Below are 24262 nucleotides of genomic sequence, written 5' to 3' on the forward strand. Positions count from 1 at the left end.
ATCTAACGCTTAGAGCCGTTAGCAACCATTAGGTTGGTGACGAGGTGGAGCCTGGCGTCGCCGACGTCCCGCAACGGGGGGACGAGGAGGGTGGGCAGGCCGACGTTCACGCCGGCGCCGTCGTGGGTGGCGCGGTCGCCGACCATGAGCGTCTCGTCGGGGGAGGTGCCGAGCTCGTCGAGTGCGATCCGGAAGATGGCCGGGTCCGGCTTCACCACGCCGTGCTCGAAGGACAACACGAAGGAGTCGACTGGGAGGCCGTCGAACGCGGGTCGGACGTCGAAGTGGATGTCACTGAGGACTGCGATGCGGATCCCGTTGTCGTGCAACGCGTTCAGCGTGGCTGCGGCGTCCACCGCGAACGGGTTGAACGCGGGGTCGGACTCCACTTCGTACAGCGCGTCGGCCAGCTCGTCGTCCAGGCCGGCGTCGGCGAAGGCGCCGTAGTAGGTCTCGCGGTGGAGGGTGGCGTCGGCGTCGACACCGGGGGCGTCGAGGCGGCCGACGTCGATCGCCGCGATGACGTCGGCCGCTGTGGAGGTGTCGCGGCCGAGGCGGCGCAGAGCCTCGGTGACCCAGCCGCGGAAGGTGGGCGTGAGCACGAGGGTGCCCCGCCAGTCGAAGATCACTGCCCTCATGGGGGCAAGGTAGTGGCGAGGCGGTGGGTGAGGGGGTCGCGGGCGAGGGGGCACGGTGGGGGAGGGCGCGGTGGGGGAAGGGATGGCAGGCGAGGGGGTGGCAGGCGACGGGGTGGGTGACGAAGGTCGCGGGGGTCCATCGGGAAAGCGTATTTGAGTGACTTTGCACGAGCGTGCATACTTATCCGCATGACGGTACGGATCGCGGTCGCTGGGGCGAGTGGGTACGCCGGGGGTGAGCTGTTGCGGCTCCTGCTCGGGCACCCGGAGGTGGAGATCGGCGCGCTCACCGCCGGTGGCAACGCGGGTACCCCGTTGCTGGCCCACCAACCGCACCTGCTGCCGCTCGGGGATCGGGTGCTCGGGGAGACCAACCTCGAGAACCTCGCCGGCCACGACGTCGTCTTCCTCGCCCTGCCCCACGGTCACTCCGCCGAGATCGCCGCGCAACTGGGCGACGACATCCTGGTGATCGACTGCGGCGCCGACCACCGGTTGACCGACGCGCAGGCCTGGGAGCGCTGGTACGGCGGCACCCACGCGGGCTCGTGGCCCTACGGTCTGCCTGAACTGCCTGGTCAGCGGGACGTCCTCAAGAACACCAAGCGCGTGGCGGTGCCGGGGTGCTACCCGACCGTGTCCTCGCTGGCCCTCGCGCCCGCGGTCGGGCTGATCGAGCCCGAGGTGACCGTGGTCGCCGTGTCCGGCACGTCCGGCGCGGGCAAGTCGCTCAAGCCGAACCTGCTCGGGTCGGAGGTGATGGGGTCGCTGTCCGCGTACGGCGTCGGCGGCACGCACCGGCACACCCCCGAGATCACGCAGAACCTGTCCAAGGTCGCCGGCCGCGAGGTCAAGGTGTCCTTCACGCCCGTCCTCGCGCCGCTGCCCCGGGGCATCCTCGCCACCTGCACCGCGACGCTGACCAGCGACGACGACGTGCGCTCGGTCTACGAGAAGGCCTACGCCGACGAGCCGTTCGTGCACCTGCTGCCGGAAGGCCACTGGCCGACCACGGGCGCGGTGCTCGGTTCGAACGCCGTGCAGCTCCAGGTCACCGTCGACCGCGACCTGAACCGCCTGGTCGTGGTCGCCGCCGTCGACAACCTGGCGAAGGGCACCGCGGGCGCCGCGGTGCAGTGCATGAACCTGGCACTCGGCCTGCCGGAGACCACCGGCCTGTCCACCGTGGGAGTGGCACCGTGAACAACCCCGTCCGTGACAAGGGCGTCACCGGCCCCAAGGGCTTCAAGGCCGCGGGTGTCGCCGCCGGCATCAAGGAGTCCGGCGCGCTGGACCTGGCGCTGGTGGTCAACGAGGGTCCCGGCCAGGCCGCGGCGGGCGTGTTCACGACCAACCAGGTCAAGGCCGCGCCCGTGCTGTGGTCGCAGCAGGTGCTCAAGGAGCGCAAGCTCAACGCGGTCGTGCTCAACTCCGGCGGCGCGAACGCGTGCACCGGTCCCGAGGGCTTCCAGGACACCCACGCCACCGCCGAGAAGGTGGCCGAGGTGCTGGGTGTCGGCGCGATCGAGGTCGCCGTCTGCTCCACGGGCCTGATCGGCGAGCGCCTGCCGATGGACAACCTCAAGGCCGGCATCGAGGTCGCCGCCAAGGAGCTGGACACCAGCGTCGAGGCCGGTCTGAACGCCGCCACGGCCGTGATGACCACCGACACCCGGCCCAAGCAGTCCTTCGCCGCCCACCCGGACGGCTGGTCGGTCGGCGGTTTCGTCAAGGGCGCGGGGATGCTCGCCCCGAACATGGCCACGATGCTCAGCGTCATCACCACCGACGCCGTCATCGACGGTGACGCCCTCGACGCGGCCCTGCGCGCCACCACCAAGAAGACCTACGACCGGCTCGACGTCGACGGCGGCACGTCCACCAACGACACCGTCCTGGTCCTGGCCTCGGGCGCGTCGGGCGTCACGCCCAGCCCCGAGGACTTCGCCGAACTGCTCACGGCCGTCGCCGGCGACCTGGTCAAGCAGCTCCAAGGCGACGCCGAGGGCGTCACCAAGGAAATCTCGATCACCGTCAACGGCGCGGTCGACGAGGCCGAAGCCGTGGTCATCGCCAAGACGGTCGCCGAGGACAACCTGGTCAAGACCGCCCTGTTCGGCTCCGACCCGAACTGGGGCCGCATCGCGATGGCCGTGGGCCGCTCCCAGGCCACCGTGGACCAGCACAAACTCGGCATCACGATCAACGGCGTCACCCTGTTCGCCGATGGCCACAAGGCCGCCGACCGCAGCGAGGCCGACCTGTCCGGCCGGGACATCGAGATCGTGGTGGACCTGAACCTGGGCGACGGCACCGCCACCGTCCTCACCACGGACCTCTCGCACGCCTACGTCGAAGAGAACAGCGCCTACAGCTCATGACTCTGCCGAATTCGAAGGCGCGCGAGAAGGCCGAGGTCCTGATCGAGGCGCTGCCCTGGTTGCAGCGCTTCCGGGGCGCCACGGTGGTCGTCAAGTACGGCGGCAACGCCATGGTGGACGACGAGCTGAAGCGGGCGTTCGCGCAGGACATGGTGTTCCTGAAGCTCGCCGGCCTGCACCCGGTCGTCGTGCACGGTGGCGGCCCGCAGATCGCGGCCATGCTCAAGCGGCTGGGCATCGAGAGCGAGTTCCGCGGCGGCCTGCGCGTGACCACGCCCGAGGCGATGGACGTCGTGCGCATGGTCCTGGTCGGGCAGGTGCAGCGCGAGCTGGTCGGCTTGATCAACGAGCACGGCCCGTACGCGGTGGGCCTGTCCGGCGAGGACGCCCACCTGCTCACCGCCGCCCGCCGCCCGGCGATCGTCGACGGCGAGCCGGTCGACATCGGCCTGGTCGGCGACATCGTGGACGTCAACCCGGACGCCGTGCTGGACATCGTGAACGCCGGCCGCATCCCGGTCGTCTCCACGGTCGCCCCGGACGCGGACGGCGTGGTGCACAACGTCAACGCCGACACCGCCGCCGGCGCGGTGGCCGTGGCGCTCAAGGCCGAGAAGCTCGTGGTCCTCACCGACGTGGAGGGCCTGTACGCGGACTGGCCGGACAAAAGCTCGCTGCTGCACCAGATCCGCTCGTCCGAGCTGGAGAAGCTGCTGCCGGACCTGGACAGCGGCATGGTGCCGAAGATGGAAGCCTGCCTGCGAGCGGTGCGCGGCGGTGTGCCCGAGGCGCACGTCATCGACGGGCGGTTGGCGCACTCGGTGTTGTTGGAGGTCTTCACGTCCGAGGGTGTTGGCACGATGGTGACCGCCGATGGAGTCGGCAATTCGACAGGGGTGGACGAGAGTGACTGACCAGCAGCGGTGGCAAGCCGCGATGATGAACAACTACGGCACGCCTGGTCTCACCCTCGAGCGAGGCGAGGGCGCCTACGTCTGGGACACCGACGGCAACCGCTACCTGGACCTGCTGACCGGCATCGCCGTCAACGCCCTGGGCCACGCCCACCCGGCGATCATCGCCGCCGTGACCGAGCAGATCGGCAAGCTCGGCCACACCTCGAACCTCTACATCAACGAGCCCGCGCTGAAGCTCGCCGAGCGCCTGCTGGACCTGACCGGCCAGGACGGCGACGGCCGCGTGCTGTTCACCAACTCCGGCGCGGAGGCCAACGAGGCCGCGTTCAAGCTGTCCCGCCGCACCGGCCGCACCAAGGTCGTCGCCACCGAGGGCGGGTTCCACGGCCGCACGATGGGCGCGCTCGCCCTGACCGGCCAGCCCGCCAAGCGCGAGCCGTTCGAACCGCTGGTCCCGGGGGTCGTGCACGTCCCGTTCGGTGACGTGGCCGCTCTCGAGGCCGCGATCGACGACGAGACCGCCGCGTTCTTCGTGGAGCCGATCCAGGGCGAGCAGGGTGTCGTCGTGCCGCCGGAGGGCTACCTCCAGGCCGCTCGCGCGATCACCGCCGAGCACGGCGCGTTGCTGGTGCTGGACGAGGTGCAGACCGGTATCGGTCGGGTCGGCTCCTGGTTCGCCTTCCAGCAGTTCGGCATCGTCCCGGACGTCATGACCCTGGCCAAGGGCTTGGGCGGCGGCCTGCCGCTGGGCGCGTGCATCGCGTTCGGCGCGGCCAAGGACCTGTTCCAGCCCGGCCAGCACGGCACGACGTTCGGCGGCAACCCGGTGTGCTGCGCGGCGGCCCTGGCCGTCCTGGACACCATCGCCGCCGACGGTCTGCTGGAGCACTCCGCCGCGGTCGGCAAGGAGATCGCCGCCGGTGTGGAGGCGTTGGGCCACCCGCTCATCTCCGGTGTGCGGGGAGCCGGCCTGCTGCTCGGGATCACGTTGCGCGAGGCGGTCTCGGCGAAGATCGCGGCTGCCGCGCAGCAGGCCGGCTATCTGATCAACCCCATCCAGCCGGACGTGATCCGGCTCGCGCCGCCGCTGGTGCTCGACGAGTCCGACGCCCACCGCCTGGTGGCCGACCTCCCGTCCTTCCTGCCGCCGAGCGAGGAGTCCTGATGGTCCGGCACTTCCTGCGTGACGACGACCTGAGTCCCGCCGAGCAGACCGAGGTGCTCGACCTGGCCGACACCTACAAGGCCGACCGCACCAGCGCGAAGCCGCTGGCCGGGCCGAAGTCGGTCGCGGTGATCTTCGAGAAGAACTCGACCCGCACCCGGCTGTCGTTCGAGGTCGGCATCGCCCAGCTGGGCGGCAACCCGGTCATCATCGACGGCCGCTCGATGCAGCTGGGCCGCGAGGAGACCATCGAGGACACCTCCCGCATCCTGTCCGGCTACGTGGACGCGGTGGTGTGGCGGACGTTCGCGCAGAAGCGCATCGAGGCGATGGCGTCGGTCTCGCGCATCCCGGTGATCAACGCGCTGACCGACGAGTTCCACCCGTGCCAGGTGCTGGCGGACCTGCAGACCATCCGGCGCGTGCACGGCAAGCTCGCCGGCCTCACCGTCACCTACCTCGGCGACGGCGCCAACAACATGTCCAACTCGATCATGCTCGGCGGCGCCACCGCCGGCATGCACGTCCGGATCTCGGCCCCGGCCGGGTTCCAGCCCGAGCAGTGGGCGCTGGACGACGCCCGCAAGCGCGCCGCCGAGACCGGCGGGTCCGTCGAGGTGGTCATCGACCCGCGCAAGGCCGTGGAGGGCGCGGACGTGCTGGTCACCGACACGTGGACGTCGATGGGCCAGGAGAACGACGGCCGCGACCGCGTCGGCCCGTTCCGCCCGTACCAGGTGAACTCGGCGCTGGTGGCGTCCACCGGCGTGAAGACGACCGTGCTGCACTGCCTGCCCGCGCACCGCGGCTGGGAGATCACCGACGAGGTGCTCGACGGCCCGGACAGCGCGATCTGGGACGAGGCGGAGAACCGCCTGCACGCCCAGAAGGCCCTGCTGGTGTGGCTGCTGGAGAACAGCTCATGACCCGAACCGCGCGGCAGGCCCGCATAGTCGAGTTGGTCAGCCAGCGGGCCATCCGCAGCCAGTCCGAGCTGGCCAAGACCCTCGCGATGGAAGGCATCGACGTCACCCAGGCCACGCTGTCGCGCGACCTGGACGAGCTGGGCGCGGTCAAGCTGCGCGGCCCGGACGGCGGCGCGCCCGTGTACGTCATCCCCGAGGACGGCAGTCCCGTGCGCGGCGTCCAAGGCGGGACGTCCCGCCTGGTCCGGGTGCTCAACGAACTGCTGGTCTCCGCCGACTCGTCGGGCAACCTGGCCGTCCTGCGCACCCCGCCGGGCGCGGCGCAGTTCCTGGCCAGCGCCCTGGACCGGGCGGCGCTGCACGAGATCGTCGGCACCATCGCGGGCGACGACACGATCATCATCGTGGCCCGCGAGCCGATGACCGGCGCGGACCTCGCGGCCCGCATCCTCGCGCTGGCCGCCGGGGACGACCAGGGACCCAACGGTGCCTGAACGGGTCGTCGTGGTCGGCAGGGAGACGTTCGAGACCTTCGCCGTCGCTTTAGCCGCGGCCGACGTCGTGGTGGTCGACGTGGACGAGGTGCTGGTGGACGCGGCCGACGAGTTCGCCGACTCCTATTGCCTGCCCGCGCTGCTGGCCAACGCCGCCGAAGCGTCCGGTTCCGCGCTGGCCGACCCGCTGGTGGCCAAGCACGTGGTCGCCACCGCGCGGGAGCACGGCGCGACCACCGTCGCGCACAGCGGCGGCGAACGCCTCGGCACGTGCCTGCACGCCCTGGCCCCCGACCTGCGGGTGATCGTGCTGGACCACGCGCCGGCCGCGTCCCGGACCGTGTGGTCGGGCAGCGCCGTCCCGCACGGCGACGACCCCCAGGAGCTCGTGGTGACCTTCGACCGGGGTGTGCCGGTCGCGCTCGACGGCGAGACGGTGACCGCCGGGCAGGCGCTGCGCGAGGTCAACCTGCGCACCGGCGGGCACGGCGCGGCCACGTTGATCACCGCGCACCGCGAGCTGGAGGAGATCACCCTGGAGCGCGACCTGGTGCGCTTCAAGCGGCGGGTGGAGCGGCGCTGGGGTGAACTGGTGCACGACGGGCTGTGGTACTCGCCCCTCAAGGACGCGCTGGACACCTTCATCGAGCACACCCAGGGGGACGTGTCCGGCGAGATCCGGCTCGTGCTGCACGGCGGCCGAGCCACGACCGAAGGCATTCGCGCAGCCGTGTGACGGCTGGGAAACGGTGAAGAGGTAGACGTGAGTTCTCTGTGGGGCGGCCGGTTCGCGAGCGGACCGGCGGACGCGATGGCGTTGCTGTCCGCGTCCACGCACTTCGACTGGCGGCTGGCGCCCTATGACATCAAGGGCTCCCGCGCGCACGCCCGCGTGCTGCACCGCGCGGGCCTGCTGACCGAGGACGAGCGCGACCGGATGATCGCGGCGCTGGACGCGCTGGAAGCCGACGTGGCCTCCGGGGCGTTCACCCCGACCCTGGCCGACGAGGACGTGCACACCGCCCTGGAACGCGGCCTCATCGAACGCGCCGGCCCCGAGCTGGGCGGCAAGCTGCGCGCCGGCCGGTCCCGCAACGACCAGGTCGCGACCCTGTTCCGGATGTGGCTGCGCGACGCCGCGCACCGCGTGTCCGAGGGCGTGCTGGACGTCGTGGACGCCCTGGCCGGTCAGGCGGAGGCGCACCCGACGGCCGTCATGCCCGGCCGCACGCACCTCCAGTCCGCGCAGCCCGTGCTGCTCGCCCACCACCTCCTGGCGCACGGCCAGGCCCTGCTGCGCGACATCGACCGGCTGCGCGACTGGGACAAGCGCGCCGCCGTGTCCCCGTACGGCTCGGGTGCGCTGGCGGGCTCGTCGCTGGGCCTGGACCCGGCGGCGGTCGCCGAGGACCTCGGCTTCGACGCGCCGGTGGAGAACTCGATCGACGGCACCGCGTCCCGCGACTTCGCCGCCGAGATCGCGTTCGTGCTGGCCATGATCGGCGTGAACCTGTCCCGGATCGCCGAAGAGGTCATCATCTGGACCACGGCCGAGTTCCACTTCGCCGTGCTGGACGACGCCTGGGCCACCGGCAGCTCGATCATGCCGCAGAAGAAGAACCCCGACGTCGCCGAGCTGACCCGCGGCAAGTCCGGCCGCCTGATCGGCAACCTGACCGGCCTGCTGGCGACCCTCAAGGCCCAGCCGCTGGCCTACAACCGGGACCTCCAGGAGGACAAGGAGCCCCTGTTCGACTCCGTCGAGCAGCTGGAACTCCTGCTGCCCGCGCTGGCCGGGATGATCGCCACCATGCGCTTCGACACCGCCCGCATGGCCGAGGTCGCGCCCGCCGGGTTCACCCTGGCCACCGACATCGCCGAGTGGCTGGTGCGGCAGGGCGTCCCGTTCCGCGTGGCGCACGAGGCGGCGGGCGAGTGCGTGCGCGCGGCCGAGGCCCGGGGCGTGGGCCTGGAGGACCTCACCGACGACGAGTTCGCGGGGATCTCGCCCCACCTCACGCCCGAGGTGCGTAGCGTGTTGACCGTGGAAGGTTCGATCGCGTCGCGCGACGCGCACGGGGGCACCGCGCCCGACCGGGTGGCCGAACAGCTCAAGCGGTTGCGGGACAAGGCACGCCTTGCTCGACGCGCCTAGGCAGCTCACCGAGCAGGAGCTGGCCGTCGACCCCGTCGACGCGTCCCGGCTCCTGCTCGGGTCGATCATCGAGAGCACGACCCCCGAAGGTGTCGTCGGCGTGCGCATCGTGGAGGTGGAGGCGTACCGGGGCGGCGACGACCCGGCGTCCCACTGCTACCGGGGCCGCACGCCGCGCAACGAGGTCATGTTCGGCCCGGCGGGTCGTTTGTACGTGTACTTCGTCTACGGCATGCACTTCTGCGCCAACGTGGTGTCCCTGACCGACGGCGTGCCCGGTGCGGTGCTGCTGCGCGCCGGCGAGGTCGTCTACGGCGAGGACCTGGCCCAGATGCGCCGTCCGTCCGCCCGCAACCACGCCGAACTCGCGAAGGGCCCGGCCCGGCTGACCGGCGTCCTGGGCCTGGACCGCGCGCACAACGGCATCGACCTCACCGAACCCGACGCCTCCGTCCGCCTCCTGGCCGGCGACCCCGCGACGGACATCCGCACCGGCCCGCGCGTCGGCGTGGCGGTGGCGGTCGACGTCCCGTGGCGGTTCTGGATCGACTCGCCGGCGGTCAGCACGTACCGCCGAGGCACCCGCCGCACCCGCGTGAGCTGAGCTCAGGAGCTGCCGGCGTCGTGCCGCACGCGGGACTCCGCCACGTACCCCCGGTGCTCCTCCGCCCACCGCATCAACGCGCTGACCTGCTCCGACAGCGTCACCCCCACGGGCGTCAACGCGTAGTCCACCCGCGGCGGCGAGGTCGGCGTGACCGTCCGCGTCACCAGCCCGTCGCGCTCCAGCGACCGCAGGGTCAGCGTCAGCATCCGCTGCGAGATGCCCTCGATCGAGTGCTGCAGCTCCGAGTAGCGCCGCGACCCGTCGCCGAGCAGGCTCATCACGAGCACGCTCCACTTGTCGCCCACCCGGTCGAGCACGTCGCGCAGCTCGCACATCGGGTGCTCGCCGGAGACACGCACACCGGTGTGCGGAGGGCGGGTCAATGTGCCGTCTTCCGTCATAGGCGCATCCTCGACCAGGATCGGGAACCGCACAAGCAGTAACCAACGCACAGAAAGTGCGGTACCCGTGATCGACCTACCGACCAGACCCGGACCCCGGCCGACCACCACCGGTCGGGAGATCCCGCACGACCAGCTCGACCAGTTCTCGCCCGCGCACATCCGCGACGCGCTCGTCGAGACCGCCCGCGCCCTGCCCGGCGTGTTCACCGGACCCAGCCAGGTCTCCGAACCCGCCTCGCTGGCCCTGCGCCTGCACCACCCGACCGGGCCGTGGGAGGCGTTCCTGCACCCCAGCACCGACGAGTTCGGCCACATCCACCGCGCCGGCTTCCTGCACCTCACCGTGCCGAAACCGCTGGTGGAACCCCTCCACACGGCCGGCTGGGCCGAGGCGCACCCCATCAGCCGCCGCCCCGAGTGGCCGGACACGATCGTCATGCTCTACGCCCCGCGCGACGAGGACGAACTCGCCGTCGCCACCACCGTCCTGCACGCCTCGTGGCAGCAGGCCACCTCCGAGGAAGGCTGACCATGCGCGCTGTCGCGTTCTCCGAGTTCGGCGCGGCCCCCGCGCTCACCGAGCTGCCCGTGCCGGAGCCCGGTCCCGGGGAGGTGCTCGTCCGCGTGCACGCCTCCTCGGTCAACGGCTTCGACCTGGGCGTCCTCGGCGGCTACCTCAAGGGCGTCTACGAGTACGAGTTCCCCGTCGTCCTGGGCAAGGACTTCGCCGGCCGCGTCGAGGCCGTGGGCGACGGGACCGACTTCCGGCCGGGCGACGACGTGTTCGGCGTCGTCATGCGCCCGACCCTCGGCCAAGGCGGCTTCGCCGAGTACGTCGTGGTCAACGCCGCCTACGGCGTCGCACGCATCCCCGACGGTCTCGACCACGCCCGCGCCGGCGCGCTGGGCCTCGCCGGCACCGCCGCCCGCAACGCCGTGGACGCCGTCGACCCGAAGGAAGGCGAGACCGTCCTCATCTCCGGCGCGACCGGCGGCGTGGGCGCGTTCGCCGTCCAGCTCGCCGCCGCACGCGGTGCCACGGTCATCGCGACCGCCCGGCCCGGCGCGGAAGCCGCCTTCGTCACGGGCCTGGGCGCCACGCACGCCGTGCACCCCGACGACCTCGGCACCCTCGCGCCGGTCCACGCGGCCATCCACCTCGCCGGGGACGGCGCCACCGTCGCCGGACGGCTCACCCCCGGCGGCCGGTTCGCGACCACCGTCCACCACGTCCCCGACGACCCGGCCGTCACCGCCACGGCGATCATGGCCGACCCGAGCCCCGCCACCCTGGCGGCCCTCGCGGACGACGTCGTCGCCGGACGCCTGCGGGTCCCGCTCGCCGGCGTCTACGACCTGGCCGACACCACCCGCGCGGTCGAGGACTTCACCCGCGGCACGGTCGGCAAGCTCGCCGTGACGATCTGAGCGGGGGTCAGACGGCCCCGAACACGTGCGTGCCCGGCGCGTCGGGGTCGTCGCCCGCCCAGAACTCCACCCAGTGCCGCGTGAACTCGCTCTTGGACAGCGACCCGTCGCCGTCGAGGTCCAGCCGCGCGAACGCCTCGTCCGTCGGCGTCTCGGAGCCGGTCCACGCGCGGATCATCCACGAGTACTCCTCGGCGGAGATCCGCCCGTCACCGTCCTCGTCCACCGCCTCGAACATGGACTCCGCGGTCGCCACCACCAGGTCCAGCATGGTGCCGAGGTCGTCCACCACCTCCAGCAGTTCGTCGAAGGTGACCTTGTCGTCGCGGTCCCGGTCCGACGCCGACAGCAGCGTCTCCCACCAGCCCATCATCAGCTCGCGCAACCGCGCCTCGCCGCTGTCCCCGCGGATCGCCACCCACCGGTCGGTGAGCGCCTCGAAGTCCGCCCGTTCCAGGAAACCGTCGTCGTCGGCGTCCATCGCCGTGAAGACGATGGAGCTCTTCCGCTTCTGCAAGTCGCTGGCCACCCAGCAAACGTGGCGGCCGGGCGGCCCGACGACAATTGACCAGCGGGGCGATTTTTCCTCACCCGGGTGAGCCCGCCGGTGACCGAACGTAGTGCTACCGGACGGTCCGGCGGTACCAGGCGTGGCGCTCGCCCGCCGGCAGCGCCACGCGCGTGATCAGGTTCGTCAGCAGCGCGCCGATCACCAGCCACAGGATCGCGGCGAGACCGTCGTTCAGCAGCGTCCGCAGCGCGTCGTTGGCGGGCGTGAACAGGTTGCGCAGACCCAACGACACGCCGGCCGACCACGACTCGATGATCTGCGCGAACCCGTTGGCCGGGTTGGCGCCCGCGATCACCAGGAAGATGTGCACGGCCAGCACGATGGCGAACACCCAGCAGATCACGTCGATCACCGCGCACACCGCGCGGACGGTCCGGACCCGGCTGTCACCGTGCTCGACCACCTCTTCGTGCACGGGCTGACCGACCGGGCGCAACGCCTCGGTGGGCCGGTCGACGGGACGTGGGTCGCGATCGGGGTAGGTCATCGGCCGAGTCCTCTCGACTAGGTGTGCCCCCCGCTCCTCGGACTCCCGCATACCCCGACGGGCACCTGCGCAAACCGCTTTGCCCTGGTAGGGGAGAATGGTCAGCCGTGAGTGAGCACATCCTCGACGAGCTGTCCTGGCGCGGCCTGATCGCGCAGTCCACCGACCTCGACGCCCTGCGCAAGGATCTCGACTCGGGCCCGCTCACCCTCTATGGCGGCTTCGACCCGACCGCGCCCAGCCTGCACGCCGGCAACCTCGTCCCGCTGCTGATGCTGCGCCGCTTCCAGCGCGCCGGCCACCGGCCGATCGTCCTCGCGGGCGGGGCCACCGGCATGATCGGCGACCCGCGCGACACCGCCGAGCGCACCCTCAACACGCTCGACACCGTCGCCGACTGGGCGCAGCGCATCCGCGGCCAGCTGGAGCGGTTCGTGGAGTTCGACGACTCGCCGACCGGGGCGATCGTGGTGAACAACCTCGACTGGACCGGCGGGGTGTCGGTGCTGGAGTTCCTGCGGGACGTCGGCAAGCACTTCTCGATCAACGTCATGCTCGCGCGCGAGACGGTCAAGCGGCGGCTCGACGGCGACGGCATGTCCTACACCGAGTTCAGCTACCTCCTGCTCCAGTCGCACGACTACCTCCAGCTCAACCGGAAGTACGACACCAGGCTCCAGGTGGGCGGCTCGGACCAGTGGGGCAACATCATCGGCGGCGTGGACCTGGTCCGGAAGGTCGACGGCAAGTCCGTGCACGCCCTGACCGCACCCCTGGTCACCGACGCCGAGGGCCGCAAGTTCGGCAAGTCCACCGGCGGCGGCAACCTGTGGCTGGACCCGACCATGACGTCGCCGTACGCCTGGTACCAGTACTTCGTGAACGTCGGTGACGCCGACGTGCTCCGGTACCTGCGCATGTTCACCTTCCTGTCCCGCGAGGAGATCGCGGAGCTGGAGGAGCAGACCGCGTCCGCGCCGCACCTGCGGGCCGCGCAGAAGCGGCTGGCCCAGGAGTTCACCGACCTCGTGCACGGCGAGCACCAGACCAAGCAGGTGATCGCGGCGAGCCAGGCGCTGTTCGGCCGCGGCGAGCTGCGCGAGCTCGACCTGTCGACGCTGGAGGCCGCGATGGCCGAGGCCCCGACCGGAGAGGTGCGCCTGGCCGACCGTCCCACGATCGTCGACCTCCTCGTCAGCTCCGGCCTGGCCGACAGCAAGGGCGCGGCGCGGCGCACGGTGAAGGAGGGCGGCGCGTACGTGAACAACGCGAAGGTCGCCGACGAGGAGTGGGTCCCGACCAGCGAAGACCTGCTGCACGGGTCGTGGCTGGTGGTGCGCCGGGGCAAGCGGAACACGGCCGGCGTGCGCGTTCTGGTGTGATCGCGGTCACACTGTTGCGCGCAAGGCCGGTCGGATAGCGTGGTGGCGAGTGCTGCACGGGCTGCTGACCTGCGGTTTCGGCCCGTGGAGCCACGCTGCGCCCCCGATTTGACCTCCGGTTCGGGTGCGTGTAACTTTCTCTCTGCCAGCGCGGAACGGGCCGGAACGAAAGAGCCGGAACGGAGCGCGGCGGGGGTCACGAACCAAGCTCCCACCTAGTGTGGTAGAGTGGGTGACCGCGAAACAGGAAGACCCAGCCCGGACTCTTCGAGTCGCTGTGGCCATGGGCGTTCGGTTTCAAACACAAGCTTACTGAATGCACAAGCCTTCGGATCGAGCCGCTTTTCGGCGGTGAGTGATGTCGAGCGCGTGTTCTTTGAGAACTCAACAGCGTGCCGAATAGCCAGTAAATTTATGAACCTCGTCAAGAGGTTTCCTTTGAGATTGACTGGACAACTGACATTTGAGCGGGCCATATTCCGGTCTGCGAGTCAGTGTTGTTCGAGCGATCAAACACAATCCTTATTGGAGAGTTTGATCCTGGCTCAGGACGAACGCTGGCGGCGTGCTTAACACATGCAAGTCGAGCGGTAAGGCCCTTCGGGGTACACGAGCGGCGAACGGGTGAGTAACACGTGGGTAACCTGCCCTGTACTCTGGGATAAGCCTGGGAAACTAGGTCTAATACCGGATACGACCACTTCGGGCATCCGTTGTGGTGGAAAGTTCCGGCGGTATGGGATGGACCCGCGGCCTATCAGCTTGTTGGTGGGGTGATGGCCTACCAAGGCGACGACGGGTAGCCGGCCTGAGAGGGTGACCGGCCACACTGGGACTGAGACACGGCCCAGACTCCTACGGGAGGCAGCAGTGGGGAATATTGCACAATGGGCGAAAGCCTGATGCAGCGACGCCGCGTGAGGGATGACGGCCTTCGGGTTGTAAACCTCTTTCAGCAGGGACGAAGCGTGAGTGACGGTACCTGCAGAAGAAGCACCGGCTAACTACGTGCCAGCAGCCGCGGTAATACGTAGGGTGCGAGCGTTGTCCGGAATTATTGGGCGTAAAGAGCTCGTAGGCGGTTTGTTGCGTCGGCCGTGAAAACTTCACGCTTAACGTGGAGCCTGCGGTCGATACGGGCAGACTTGAGTTCGGCAGGGGAGACTGGAATTCCTGGTGTAGCGGTGAAATGCGCAGATATCAGGAGGAACACCGGTGGCGAAGGCGGGTCTCTGGGCCGATACTGACGCTGAGGAGCGAAAGCGTGGGGAGCGAACAGGATTAGATACCCTGGTAGTCCACGCCGTAAACGGTGGGTGCTAGGTGTGGGGGGCTTCCACGTCCTCCGTGCCGCAGCTAACGCATTAAGCACCCCGCCTGGGGAGTACGGCCGCAAGGCTAAAACTCAAAGGAATTGACGGGGGCCCGCACAAGCGGCGGAGCATGTGGATTAATTCGATGCAACGCGAAGAACCTTACCTGGGCTTGACATGCACCGGAAACCTGCAGAGATGTAGGCCTCTTCGGACTGGTGTACAGGTGGTGCATGGCTGTCGTCAGCTCGTGTCGTGAGATGTTGGGTTAAGTCCCGCAACGAGCGCAACCCTCGTTCCATGTTGCCAGCGCGTTATGGCGGGGACTCATGGGAGACTGCCGGGGTCAACTCGGAGGAAGGTGGGGATGACGTCAAGTCATCATGCCCCTTATGTCCAGGGCTTCACACATGCTACAATGGCCGGTACAGAGGGCTGCTAAGCCGTGAGGTGGAGCGAATCCCAAAAAGCCGGTCTCAGTTCGGATCGGGGTCTGCAACTCGACCCCGTGAAGTCGGAGTCGCTAGTAATCGCAGATCAGCAACGCTGCGGTGAATACGTTCCCGGGCCTTGTACACACCGCCCGTCACGTCACGAAAGTCGGTAACACCCGAAGCCCGTGGCCCAACCCGTATGGGGGGGAGCGGTCGAAGGTGGGACTGGCGATTGGGACGAAGTCGTAACAAGGTAGCCGTACCGGAAGGTGCGGCTGGATCACCTCCTTTCTAAGGAGCATCTGCACCGCGGTCTTCGGATCACGGTGGAGGCCACGCGGTCGGCGAACGATCGATCGGTGGAGCTCATATTAGTGGATGCTGGCTAATGCAAGGTCGGTTGTTGTTCCGCGAGTTAGTACTGCCTCCTCGGGGGCGTGGAAGGGTCGCGGAGGGGCTTCTGAGTCTTGTTCGGTACGCTGTTGGGTCCTGAGAGAACACGCGAGTGTCTCTTTCAGCGAGAAGACACAGGGCTATCTCCGCCTTCGAACCGCCAGTGAGCTGGTAGGCGTCGGCAGTGGTGGGATGGTTGTCTGGTTGTTCTTTGAGAACTGCACAGTGGATGCGAGCATCTTTGTGGCAAGTTATTAAGGGCATACGGTGGATGCCTTGGCACCAGGAGCCGATGAAGGACGTAGGAGACTGCGAAAAGCCTTGGGGAGCTGTCAACCGAGCTGAGATCCAAGGGTGTCCGAATGGGGAAACCCGGCCCCAGTCATGTGGGGTCACCCATACCTGAACACATAGGGTATGTGGAGGGAACGCGGGGAAGTGAAACATCTCAGTACCCGCAGGAAGAGAAAACAACCGTGATTCCGTGAGTAGTGGCGAGCGAAAGCGGAAGAGGCTAAACCGTACTCGTGTGATACCCGGCAGGGGTTGCGTGTACGGGGTTGTGGGACCTGTCTGATCGTTCTGCCGGACGGTCGAGGAGTAAGAAAACACTGTGGTTAGCGGAACGTGTCTGGAAAGCGCGGCCGTAGAGGGTGAGAGTCCCGTACGCGAAAACCCGGTGTCTCCTGACGGTTATCCCAAGTAGCAGCGAGCTCGTGGAATTTGCTGTGAATCTGGCGGGACCACCCGCTAAGCCTGAATACTCCCTGGTGACCGATAGCGGACTAGTACCGTGAGGGAAAGGTGAAAAGTACCCCGGGAGGGGAGTGAAATAGTACCTGAAACCGTGTGCCTACAATCCGTCGGAGCCTTTAGGGGTGACGGCGTGCCTTTTGAAGAATGAGCCTGCGAGTTAGTGCTGCGTGGCGAGGTTAACCCGTGTGGGGTAGCCGTAGCGAAAGCGAGTCCGAATAGGGCGTCAGAGTCGCGTGGTCTAGACCCGAAGCGGGGTGATCTAGCCATGGCCAGGGTGAAGCGTGGGTAAGACTGCGTGGAGGCCCGAACCCACCAGGGTTGAAAACCTGGGGGATGAGCTGTGGTTAGGGGTGAAAGGCCAATCAAACTCCGTGATAGCTGGTTCTCCCCGAAATGCATTTAGGTGCAGCGTCGTGTGTTTCGTGCCGGAGGTAGAGCACTGGATGGTCTAGGGGGCCCACAAGCTTACCGAAATCAACCAAACTCCGAATGCCGGTACGTGAGAGCGCGGCAGTGAGACTGCGGGGGATAAGCTTCGTAGTCGAGAGGGAAACAGCCCAGAACGCCGGCTAAGGCCCCTAAGTGTGTGCTAAGTGGGAAAGGATGTGGGGTCGCCCAGACAACCAGGAGGTTGGCTTAGAAGCAGCCACCCTTTAAAGAGTGCGTAATAGCTCACTGGTCAAGTGGTCCTGCGCCGACAATGTAGCGGGGCTTAAGCACACCGCCGAAGCCGTGTCATTCCAGTTTTGCTGGGATGGGTAGGGGAGCGTCGTTCAGCCGTCGAAGCGCCGGAGGAATCCAGGTGTGGAGGCTGGACGAGTGAGAATGCAGGCATGAGTAGCGAAAGCAGAGTGAGAAACTCTGCCGCCGGATGACCAAGGGTTCCTGGGCCAGGCTAATCCGCCCAGGGTAAGTCGGGACCTAAGGCGAGGCCGACAGGCGTAGTCGATGGACAACGGGTTGATATTCCCGTACCCGTGTGAACGCGCCCATGGCGAACCTTGTGATACTAACCGCCCGAAGCGCAGCCCGAGTCTTCGGACGAGGGTTGTTGTGGAGCGCGGGACCTGAACTTGTAGTAGTCAAGCGATGGGGTGACGCAGGAGGGTAGCTCCGCCAGTGAGTGGTAGTACTGGTGTAAGCGTGTAGGGAGAGCTGTAGGCAAATCCGCAGCTCATGTATCCTGAGACGTGATGCATAGCCGATTGAGGCGAAGTAGGGTGATCCCATGCTGCCGAGAAAAGCCTCTAGTGAGTGTTCATGCGGCCCGTACCCCAAACCGACACAGGTGGTCAGGTAGAGAATACCGAGGCGATCGGGCGAACTGTGGTTAAGGAACTCGGCAAAATGCCCCCGTAACTTCGGGAGAAGGGGGGCCGAGGGATTTGAAGCCCCTTGCGGGCTAGGATTTTTCGGCCGCAGAGACCAGCGAGAAGCGACTGTTTACTAAAAACACAGGTCCGTGCGAAGTCGCAAGACGATGTATACGGACTGACGCCTGCCCGGTGCTGGAACGTTAAGGGGACCGGTTAGCTCTTCGGGGCGAAGCTGAGAACTTAAGCGCCAGTAAACGGCGGTGGTAACTATAACCATCCTAAGGTAGCGAAATTCCTTGTCGGGTAAGTTCCGACCTGCACGAATGGCGTAACGACTTCTCGACTGTCTCAACCACAGGCCCGGCGAAATTGCACTACGAGTAAAGATGCTCGTTACGCGCGGCAGGACGGAAAGACCCCGGGACCTTTACTATAGCTTGGTATTGGTGTTCGGTTCGGCTTGTGTAGGATAGGTGGGAGACTGTGAAGCTGTGACGCCAGTCATGGTGGAGTCGTCGTTGAAATACCACTCTGGTCGTACTGGATGTCTAACCTCGGTCCGTGATCCGGATCAGGGACAGTGCCTGGTGGGTAGTTTAACTGGGGCGGTTGCCTCCCAAAGGGTAACGGAGGCGCTCAAAGGTTCCCTCAGCCTGGTTGGCAATCAGGTGTCGAGTGCAAGTGCACAAGGGGGCTTGACTGTGAGACCGACGGGTCGAGCAGGGACGAAAGTCGGAACTAGTGATCCGGCCATGGCTTGTGGAAGCGTGGTCGCTCAACGGATAAAAGGTACCCCGGGGATAACAGGCTGATCTTGCCCAAGAGTCCATATCGACGGCATGGTTTGGCACCTCGATGTCGGCTCGTCGCATCCTGGGGCTGGAGTAGGTCCCAAGGGTTGGGCTGTTCGCCCATTAAAGCGGTACGCGAGCTGGGTTTAGAACGTCGTGAGACAGTTCGGTCCCTATCCGCCGCGCGCGTAGGATACTTGCGGAAGGCTGTCCCTAGTACGAGAGGACCGGGACGGACGGACCTCTGGTGTGCCAGTTGTCCTGCCAAGGGCATTGCTGGTTGGCTACGTTCGGAAGGGATAACCGCTGAAAGCATCTAAGCGGGAAGCTCGTTCCTAGATGAGGTATCCCACCCTTTGTGGGTTAAGGCCCCCAAGAGACTATTGGGTTGATAGGCCGGAGATGGAAGGTCGGTAACGGCTGGAGTTGACCGGTACTAATAGGCCGAGGACTTGCTACGAAGACGCTACGCATCCACTGTGCGGTTCTGAAAGAACCGAACCAGACCAGGCGGGCCCGTGAGGGCGAGCGCCGGGCCTGTTGGGCGGTAATTTCATAGTGTTTCGGTGGTCATAGCGGTTGGGGAACACCCGGTCCCATTCCGAACCCGGTAGTTAAGCCTTCCAGCGCCGATGGTACTGCACTCGTGAGGGTGTGGGAGAGTAGGACGCCGCCGAACATTTTTTCCCTGAAAGGGCTTGTGGTTGGGGGCACACGGAGATGTGCTCGAATCACAAGCCCTTTCGGCGTGTCCACAGCAGTAGAAGGAGTTCAGGTGTCGAGGTTCGGTGACCGTGCCGATCGGCCGGAGGGCGACCGTCAGCGCGGCCAGGGAGACCGACAGCGCCGATCCGATGGTGGCCGCGCCGGGGGAGATCGCAGGCAGGGCAGTGGCGGTCGTGACGCTCGCGGTGGCGAGCGCACCGGCGGCTACCCGCGGCGCGACGACCGGTCGGGCTACGACAAGTCCCGCGGTGGCGAGCGGCGTGAGTTCCGGCCCCGTGACGACCGCGGTGGTGACCGTGGTGGCGATCGGGACCGCGGTGGTTACCAGCGGCGTGACGAACGCGGCGGTTACCAGCAGCGCGATGACCGTGGTGGCTACCAGCGCCGGGACGACCGTGGTGGCTACCAGCGGCGCGATGACCGGGGCGGTTACCAGCAGCGCGAGGATCGCGGTGGTTACCAGCGTCGGGACGACCGCGGTGGCGAGCGCAGCGGTGAGCGGCGTGAGTTCCGCCCGCGCGACGACCGAGGTGGTTACCAGCGGCGTGATGACCGGGGTGGCTACCAGCGGCGGGACGAGCGCGGTGGCGAGCGGCGTGAGTTCCGGCCCCGTGATGACCGGGGCGGCGACCGTGGTGGCGATCGCGAGCGGGGTGGTTACCAGCGGCGTGACGATCGCGGTGGCTATCAGCGGCGGGACGACCGTGGTGGTGAACGCCGTGAGTTCCGGCCGCGCGATGACCGGGGTGGTTACCAGCGGCGCGATGAGCGTGGTGGTGAGCGCAGCGGTGAGCGCCGTGAGTTCCGGCCGCGCGACGACCGCGGTGGCTATCAGCGGCGTGATGAGCGTGGTGGTGAGCGCAGCGGTGAGCGCCGTGAGTTCCGGCCGCGTGACGACCGGGGTGGTTACCAGCGGCGCGATGAGCGTGGTGGCGAGCGGCGTGAGTTCCGGCCGCGTGACGACCGGGGTGGTTACCAGCGGCGGGACGACCGTGGTGGTGAGCGGGACCGTGGTGGTTACCAGCGGCGGGATGATCGTGGTGGGTACCAGCGGCGTGAGGCTCGGCCGCGTGATGACCGGCGGGACGACCGGCGGGACGACCGGCGGGACGAGCGCAGCCGGGATCGGGCCGCGCGGTTCCAGGAGCGGATCGCGCAGGGGGACGAGCAGCCGGTGCGTGACGCGGTTGTCGAGGCCCCGGTCGAAGCCCCGGTCGAGGACGCGCCTGCGGTTGCCGAGCAGGTAGTCGAGACGCCGGCGCTTGAGGCGGTCGAGGCGCAGGGGGTTGCTGCGGTTGGTCCTGAGGCCGTCAGCGCTGAGCTGCCCAGCGACCTGCCGGCTGAGGAGTCGGCGGCGGGCGAAGACGTTGACGACGACGCTGAAGCAGAAGGTGTCGAGGAGTCGGCGGGGGACGCTGGTGACGACGCTCGGCGTGCCGACGACGGTGGTCGGGCGCGCGCGCCGGAGCTGCCGGAGGACGCGGACATCTCGATCCTCGACCCCGAGGTGAAGCAGGAGCTGCGCGGGCTGCCCAAGGGGCTGGCCGAGATCGTCGGTCGGCACCTCGCCGCCGCGGGCATGCTGGTCGACAGCGAGCCCGAGCTGGCGCTGGAGCACGCCCGGTACGCGCGCACCAAGGCCGCTCGCGTCGGGGTGGTCCGGGAGGCCGCCGGGCTGACCGCCTACCACGCCGGCGAGTGGGCCGAGGCGCTCTCCGAACTGCGGGCCGCGCGGCGGATGTCGCACGGGGCCGGGCACGTCGCCGTCATGGCCGACTGCGAGCGGGCGCTGGGTCGGCCCGAGCGGGCGATCGAGCTGGCGCGTGAGGCGCAGGGGCTGAAGCTGGACCCCGAAGAGGCCGTCGAGCTGCGGATCGTCGCGGCGGGTGCCCGGCGCGACATGGGGCAGTTGGACGCGGCCGTCGTGGCCCTCCAGGGCGACGACCTGGACGCCAAGCGGCGGGACCCGTGGAGCGCGCGGCTGTTCTACGCCTACGCCGACAACCTCGCGGCGGCTGGTCGTACCGAAGAAGCCATCCGCTGGTTCCTCAACGCGGCCCAGGCCGACGACGACAATGAGACCGACGCCGCCGAGCGGGCGTTCGAGCTGAGCCCACAGGACTGAGCCCGACCGGACTGACCGAGGAGCACAGAGTGCCGTCCGATTCCCTGCTGAACCGTTACGACGCTCTTCTGCTGGACCTGGACGGCACGGTCTACCGGGGTCGTGAGGCCGTGCCCGGCGCGGTGGAGGCGGTCGCCTCCGCCCGCGGGCACGGCGTCGGCGTCCGGTTCGTCACCAACAACGCCTCCCGCTCCCCGCGCGACGTCGCAGAGCACCTCACCGAGCTGGGCTTCAACGCCGCGCTGGACGAGGTGAGCACGAGCGCCCAGGCCGGTGCCGAGATGCTGCTGGACCTGGTGCCCGAAGGCTCGACGGTGTTGGTGCTGGGTACCGAGGCGCTGGTCGAGGAAGTCCGGATCAGGGGGTTCGTGCCCACGCGTGAGGCGCACGGGGCGAAGGCCGTGGTGCAGGGGCTGTCGCCGGACCTGAGCTGGCGGGACCTGGCCGAGGCCGCGGTCGCGATCCGGGCCGGCGCGGTGTGGGTGGCGTGCAACGTCGACGCCACCCTGCCGACTGAGCGGGGGTTGCTGCCGGGCAACGGGTCGCTGGTGGCGGCGGTTCGCACGGCGACCGGGCAAGAGCCGCTGGTGGCGGGTAAGCCGGCTACGCCGTTGCTGGAGCAGGCCGCGAAGTCATTGGGTGCGGAGCGGCCCCTGGTCGTGGGTGACCGCCTGGACACGGACATCCTGGGTGCGGTGCACGCGGGCATGGACTCGCTGCTCGTCCTCACCGGTGTCTCCACGGCGGAGGACGTCGAGGCCCTGCCCGACCACCTTCGGCCGACCTACGTCGCGGCGGACCTCACCGTGCTCGATCGGCTACCGTGAAAGCGTGAGCTTCGAGGTTCCCCTCCCCGGCCCGCCGCGTGACCCGGTGGCCGGGATCGACGACGCGCTGGCCGGTCTCGACGGACTGGAGCAGCTGGCCGTCGCCGAGCACGTGGCGCGGTTCGACGACGCGCACGCGGTGCTGACCGCCGCGCTCTCCAGCATCGACAAGGTGTGATCCGGTGCCGCGCAGGGCTCGGCTGGACGCCGAACTGGTCCGCCGCGGGCTGGCCCGGTCCCGGGAGCACGCGAGCCAACTGGTCGCCGAAGGGCGCGTGACGGTCCGCGGCACGGTCGCGACCAAACCCGCCACCGCCGTCGAACTGGACACCGCGCTGGTGGTGCGCGACGGCGACGACCCCAACTGGGCGTCGCGGGGCGCGCACAAGCTGGTCGGTGCGCTGGAGGCGTTCCCGGACATCAAGGTCGAAGGGCGTCGCTGCCTCGACGCGGGCGCATCCACTGGCGGTTTCACGGACGTGCTGCTGCGGGCGGGCGCTCGGCAGGTCGTCGCCGCCGATGTCGGGCGCGGGCTGTTGGACTGGAAGCTCCAGACCGACGACCGGGTCGTGGTCAAGGACAAGACGAACGTCCGTTCGCTCACGGCAGAGGACATCGGCGGCACGGTTGAACTGGTGGTGGCCGATCTTTCGTTCATCTCGTTGAGGCTGGTGCTGCCGGCGCTGGCCGCGTGCCTCGACGAGGAGGGCGATCTGCTGCCGATGGTGAAACCCCAGTTCGAAGTGGGCAAGGAACGGCTGGGCTCCGGCGGGGTCGTGCGCGACCCGGAGCTGCGGGCCGAGGCCGTGCTGGACGTCGTGGCCGCCGCGGCGGACCTGGGTCTGCGCCTGCACGGCGTGGTCGCCAGCCCGCTGCCCGGCCCGTCGGGCAACGTGGAGTACTTCGCCTGGCTGCGCCGAGGCGAACCCCTGGACGCGGGCTCCGCCGCCGCGCTCGTGCGTACCGCAGTAGCGGAAGGACCGCAGTGACGAGGGAGATCCTGCTCGTCGTCCACACCGGGCGGCAGAGCAACGTGGCTGTCGCGCAGGAGGTCGCCCGCCGGTTCGGCGCGGCCGGGGTCAAGCTGCGCGTGCTCAAGGACGAGGCACCCGAGCTCGACCCGTCCTGCTACACCCAGGTCGTGGCGGCCGACGACTCCGCCGCCGAGGGCACCGAGCTGGTGTTCGTGCTGGGCGGGGACGGGACGCTGCTGCGCGCGGCGGAACTGGCCCGCGCCTGCGGGGTGCCTGTGCTCGGCGTGAACCTGGGTCGGGTGGGTTTCCTGGCCGAGGCCGACTACGACGCGCTGTCCGAGGCGGTGTCGCGGGTCATCGACCGCTCGTACGCGGTGGAGGAGCGGATGACGGTGGAGATCACCGCGTCCGTGGACGGGCACGTCATCGAGTCGACGTGGGCGTTGAACGAGGCCAGCGTCGAGAAGAGCTCGCGGGAACGCATCCTGGACGTGGTGGTCGAGGTCGACGGCCGGCCGGTGTCGGCGTTCGGCTGCGACGGCGTGCTGGTGGCGACCCCGACCGGGTCCACGGCGTACGCGTTCTCCGCCGGTGGGCCGGTGGTGTGGCCGGACGTGCAGGCGCTGCTGGTGGTGCCGTCCAACGCGCACGCCCTGTTCGCCCGGCCGCTGGTCGTGTCGCCGGCGTCGGTGGTGGCGCTGGAGGTCGACGCGGGCGGGCACCCGGCCGTGTTGTGCGCGGACGGGCGGCGGACGATCGAGCTGCCGGCCGGGGCGCGGGTCGAGGTCGTGGGCGGGAAGACGCCGTTGCGGCTGGTGCGGTTGCGGGAGGGGCCGTTCACCGACCGGCTGGTGGAGAAGTTCTCGCTGCCGGTGCAGGGGTGGCGCGGGCCTTCGGCGGGGTGACCTGAGCGGGGTCGGGTCAAGAGCAAGAGCGAAAGCGAAAAGCAAAAGCAAAAGATCAAAAGCGGGCTGGGGAGGCCCCCGGGGGGAGGGAAGGGCGTCGTTTCCTCCCCCGCACGGCCTGCCGGAGGCAACCACCCTTCTCCGGGG

At 68.6% G+C, this 24262-nt stretch carries 22 protein-coding genes and 3 rRNA genes; 21 read left to right on the forward strand and 4 right to left on the reverse strand.

Annotated features, from left to right (window positions below):
- Positions 1 to 2: 2 nt before the first annotated feature.
- On the reverse strand, positions 3 to 638 hold the full coding sequence (locus DFJ66_RS33695; protein ID WP_121227312.1) for an HAD family hydrolase: 636 nt from the start codon (positions 636 to 638) through the stop codon (positions 3 to 5).
- Positions 639 to 827: 189 nt separating this feature from the next.
- On the opposite strand from DFJ66_RS33695, the gene argC reads away from it, so the two are divergent.
- From argC to DFJ66_RS33740, 9 genes are read left to right on the forward strand one after another with little or no spacing between them, the layout of a single operon-like run.
- On the forward strand, positions 828 to 1841 hold the full coding sequence (gene argC / locus DFJ66_RS33700; protein ID WP_121227314.1) for an N-acetyl-gamma-glutamyl-phosphate reductase: 1014 nt from the start codon (positions 828 to 830) through the stop codon (positions 1839 to 1841).
- On the forward strand, positions 1838 to 3019 hold the full coding sequence (gene argJ, locus DFJ66_RS33705; protein ID WP_121227316.1) for a bifunctional glutamate N-acetyltransferase/amino-acid acetyltransferase ArgJ: 1182 nt from the start codon (positions 1838 to 1840) through the stop codon (positions 3017 to 3019). The genes argC and argJ overlap by 4 nt, the downstream gene beginning before the upstream one ends.
- Complete coding sequence (argB, locus tag DFJ66_RS33710; RefSeq protein ID WP_121227318.1) at positions 3016 to 3933, forward strand: acetylglutamate kinase; 918 nt, start codon at positions 3016 to 3018, stop codon at positions 3931 to 3933. Before argJ ends, argB begins: the two co-directional genes overlap by 4 nt.
- Complete coding sequence (locus DFJ66_RS33715) at positions 3893 to 5101, forward strand: acetylornithine transaminase (protein ID WP_121227320.1); 1209 nt, start codon at positions 3893 to 3895, stop codon at positions 5099 to 5101. The genes argB and DFJ66_RS33715 overlap by 41 nt, the downstream gene beginning before the upstream one ends.
- Complete coding sequence (argF, locus tag DFJ66_RS33720; RefSeq protein WP_121227322.1) at positions 5101 to 6027, forward strand: ornithine carbamoyltransferase; 927 nt, start codon at positions 5101 to 5103, stop codon at positions 6025 to 6027. The genes DFJ66_RS33715 and argF overlap by 1 nt, the downstream gene beginning before the upstream one ends.
- A complete protein-coding gene (locus DFJ66_RS33725; RefSeq protein ID WP_121227324.1) occupies positions 6024 to 6521 on the forward strand; it encodes an arginine repressor in 498 nt (165 codons plus the stop codon). The genes argF and DFJ66_RS33725 overlap by 4 nt, the downstream gene beginning before the upstream one ends.
- A complete protein-coding gene (locus tag DFJ66_RS33730; protein ID WP_121227326.1) occupies positions 6514 to 7257 on the forward strand; it encodes an argininosuccinate synthase domain-containing protein in 744 nt (247 codons plus the stop codon). Before DFJ66_RS33725 ends, DFJ66_RS33730 begins: the two co-directional genes overlap by 8 nt.
- Positions 7258 to 7284: 27 nt before the next feature.
- Positions 7285 to 8676 carry an argininosuccinate lyase gene (gene argH, locus DFJ66_RS33735; RefSeq protein WP_121227328.1) on the forward strand — a complete coding sequence of 464 codons (1392 nt, stop codon included), beginning with the start codon at positions 7285 to 7287 and terminating at the stop codon, positions 8674 to 8676.
- Entirely contained in the window at positions 8660 to 9280 is a 621-nt protein-coding gene (locus tag DFJ66_RS33740) for a DNA-3-methyladenine glycosylase (protein WP_121227330.1), read from the forward strand. The genes argH and DFJ66_RS33740 overlap by 17 nt, the downstream gene beginning before the upstream one ends.
- Before the next feature lie 2 nt (positions 9281 to 9282).
- Here DFJ66_RS33740 and DFJ66_RS33745 read toward each other — a convergent pair whose 3' ends face one another.
- Positions 9283 to 9684 (reverse strand): winged helix-turn-helix transcriptional regulator, encoded by a 402-nt coding sequence (locus DFJ66_RS33745; RefSeq protein WP_211351400.1) that lies wholly within the window; start codon positions 9682 to 9684, stop codon positions 9283 to 9285.
- 67 nt (positions 9685 to 9751) lie between these two features.
- On the opposite strand from DFJ66_RS33745, the gene DFJ66_RS33750 reads away from it, so the two are divergent.
- Together DFJ66_RS33750 and DFJ66_RS33755 are read left to right on the forward strand one after the other, a co-directional pair.
- Positions 9752 to 10216 (forward strand): luciferase domain-containing protein, encoded by a 465-nt coding sequence (locus DFJ66_RS33750; RefSeq protein WP_121227332.1) that lies wholly within the window; start codon positions 9752 to 9754, stop codon positions 10214 to 10216.
- Positions 10217 to 10218: 2 nt separating this feature from the next.
- Positions 10219 to 11115 carry an NADP-dependent oxidoreductase gene (locus DFJ66_RS33755; protein WP_121227334.1) on the forward strand — a complete coding sequence of 299 codons (897 nt, stop codon included), beginning with the start codon at positions 10219 to 10221 and terminating at the stop codon, positions 11113 to 11115.
- A gap of 7 nt (positions 11116 to 11122) precedes the next feature.
- On the opposite strand, the gene DFJ66_RS33760 is transcribed toward DFJ66_RS33755, so the two are convergent.
- Together DFJ66_RS33760 and DFJ66_RS33765 are read right to left on the reverse strand one after the other, a co-directional pair.
- Positions 11123 to 11644, reverse strand: coding sequence for an EF-hand domain-containing protein (locus DFJ66_RS33760; protein ID WP_211351401.1), 522 nt, complete (start codon positions 11642 to 11644; stop codon positions 11123 to 11125).
- 94 nt (positions 11645 to 11738) lie between these two features.
- Entirely contained in the window at positions 11739 to 12173 is a 435-nt protein-coding gene (locus DFJ66_RS33765) for a hypothetical protein (RefSeq protein WP_121227336.1), read from the reverse strand.
- A gap of 107 nt (positions 12174 to 12280) precedes the next feature.
- On the opposite strand from DFJ66_RS33765, the gene tyrS reads away from it, so the two are divergent.
- The 10 genes from tyrS (at position 12281) to DFJ66_RS33810 (ending at position 24115) form a co-directional block, all read left to right on the forward strand.
- Complete coding sequence (gene tyrS / locus DFJ66_RS33770) at positions 12281 to 13555, forward strand: tyrosine--tRNA ligase (protein WP_121227338.1); 1275 nt, start codon at positions 12281 to 12283, stop codon at positions 13553 to 13555.
- Positions 13556 to 14077: 522 nt separating this feature from the next.
- Positions 14078 to 15593 (forward strand): 16S ribosomal RNA (locus DFJ66_RS33775).
- 346 nt (positions 15594 to 15939) lie between these two features.
- Positions 15940 to 19018 (forward strand): 23S ribosomal RNA (locus tag DFJ66_RS33780).
- 102 nt (positions 19019 to 19120) lie between these two features.
- Positions 19121 to 19237, forward strand: a 5S ribosomal RNA gene (rrf, locus tag DFJ66_RS33785).
- The 16S, 23S and 5S rRNA genes sit together here, the layout of an rRNA operon.
- Positions 19238 to 19346: 109 nt before the next feature.
- A complete protein-coding gene (locus DFJ66_RS33790; RefSeq protein WP_121227340.1) occupies positions 19347 to 20531 on the forward strand; it encodes a hypothetical protein in 1185 nt (394 codons plus the stop codon).
- Positions 20459 to 21409 (forward strand): tetratricopeptide repeat protein, encoded by a 951-nt coding sequence (locus tag DFJ66_RS33795; protein ID WP_121227342.1) that lies wholly within the window; start codon positions 20459 to 20461, stop codon positions 21407 to 21409. The genes DFJ66_RS33790 and DFJ66_RS33795 overlap by 73 nt, the downstream gene beginning before the upstream one ends.
- Positions 21410 to 21438: 29 nt before the next feature.
- Positions 21439 to 22236 carry an HAD-IIA family hydrolase gene (locus DFJ66_RS33800; protein ID WP_121227345.1) on the forward strand — a complete coding sequence of 266 codons (798 nt, stop codon included), beginning with the start codon at positions 21439 to 21441 and terminating at the stop codon, positions 22234 to 22236.
- A gap of 4 nt (positions 22237 to 22240) precedes the next feature.
- Complete coding sequence (locus tag DFJ66_RS43110; protein WP_170199821.1) at positions 22241 to 22414, forward strand: hypothetical protein; 174 nt, start codon at positions 22241 to 22243, stop codon at positions 22412 to 22414.
- Positions 22415 to 22418: 4 nt separating this feature from the next.
- Positions 22419 to 23225: a TlyA family RNA methyltransferase gene (locus DFJ66_RS33805; RefSeq protein ID WP_121227346.1), complete on the forward strand. Its 807-nt coding sequence runs from the start codon at positions 22419 to 22421 to the stop codon at positions 23223 to 23225.
- Entirely contained in the window at positions 23222 to 24115 is an 894-nt protein-coding gene (locus tag DFJ66_RS33810) for an NAD kinase (protein WP_121227348.1), read from the forward strand. The genes DFJ66_RS33805 and DFJ66_RS33810 overlap by 4 nt, the downstream gene beginning before the upstream one ends.
- Positions 24116 to 24262 lie beyond the last annotated feature (147 nt).

This window comes from Saccharothrix variisporea, assembly GCF_003634995.1.
Lineage (GTDB): Bacteria > Actinomycetota > Actinomycetes > Mycobacteriales > Pseudonocardiaceae > Actinosynnema > Actinosynnema variisporeum.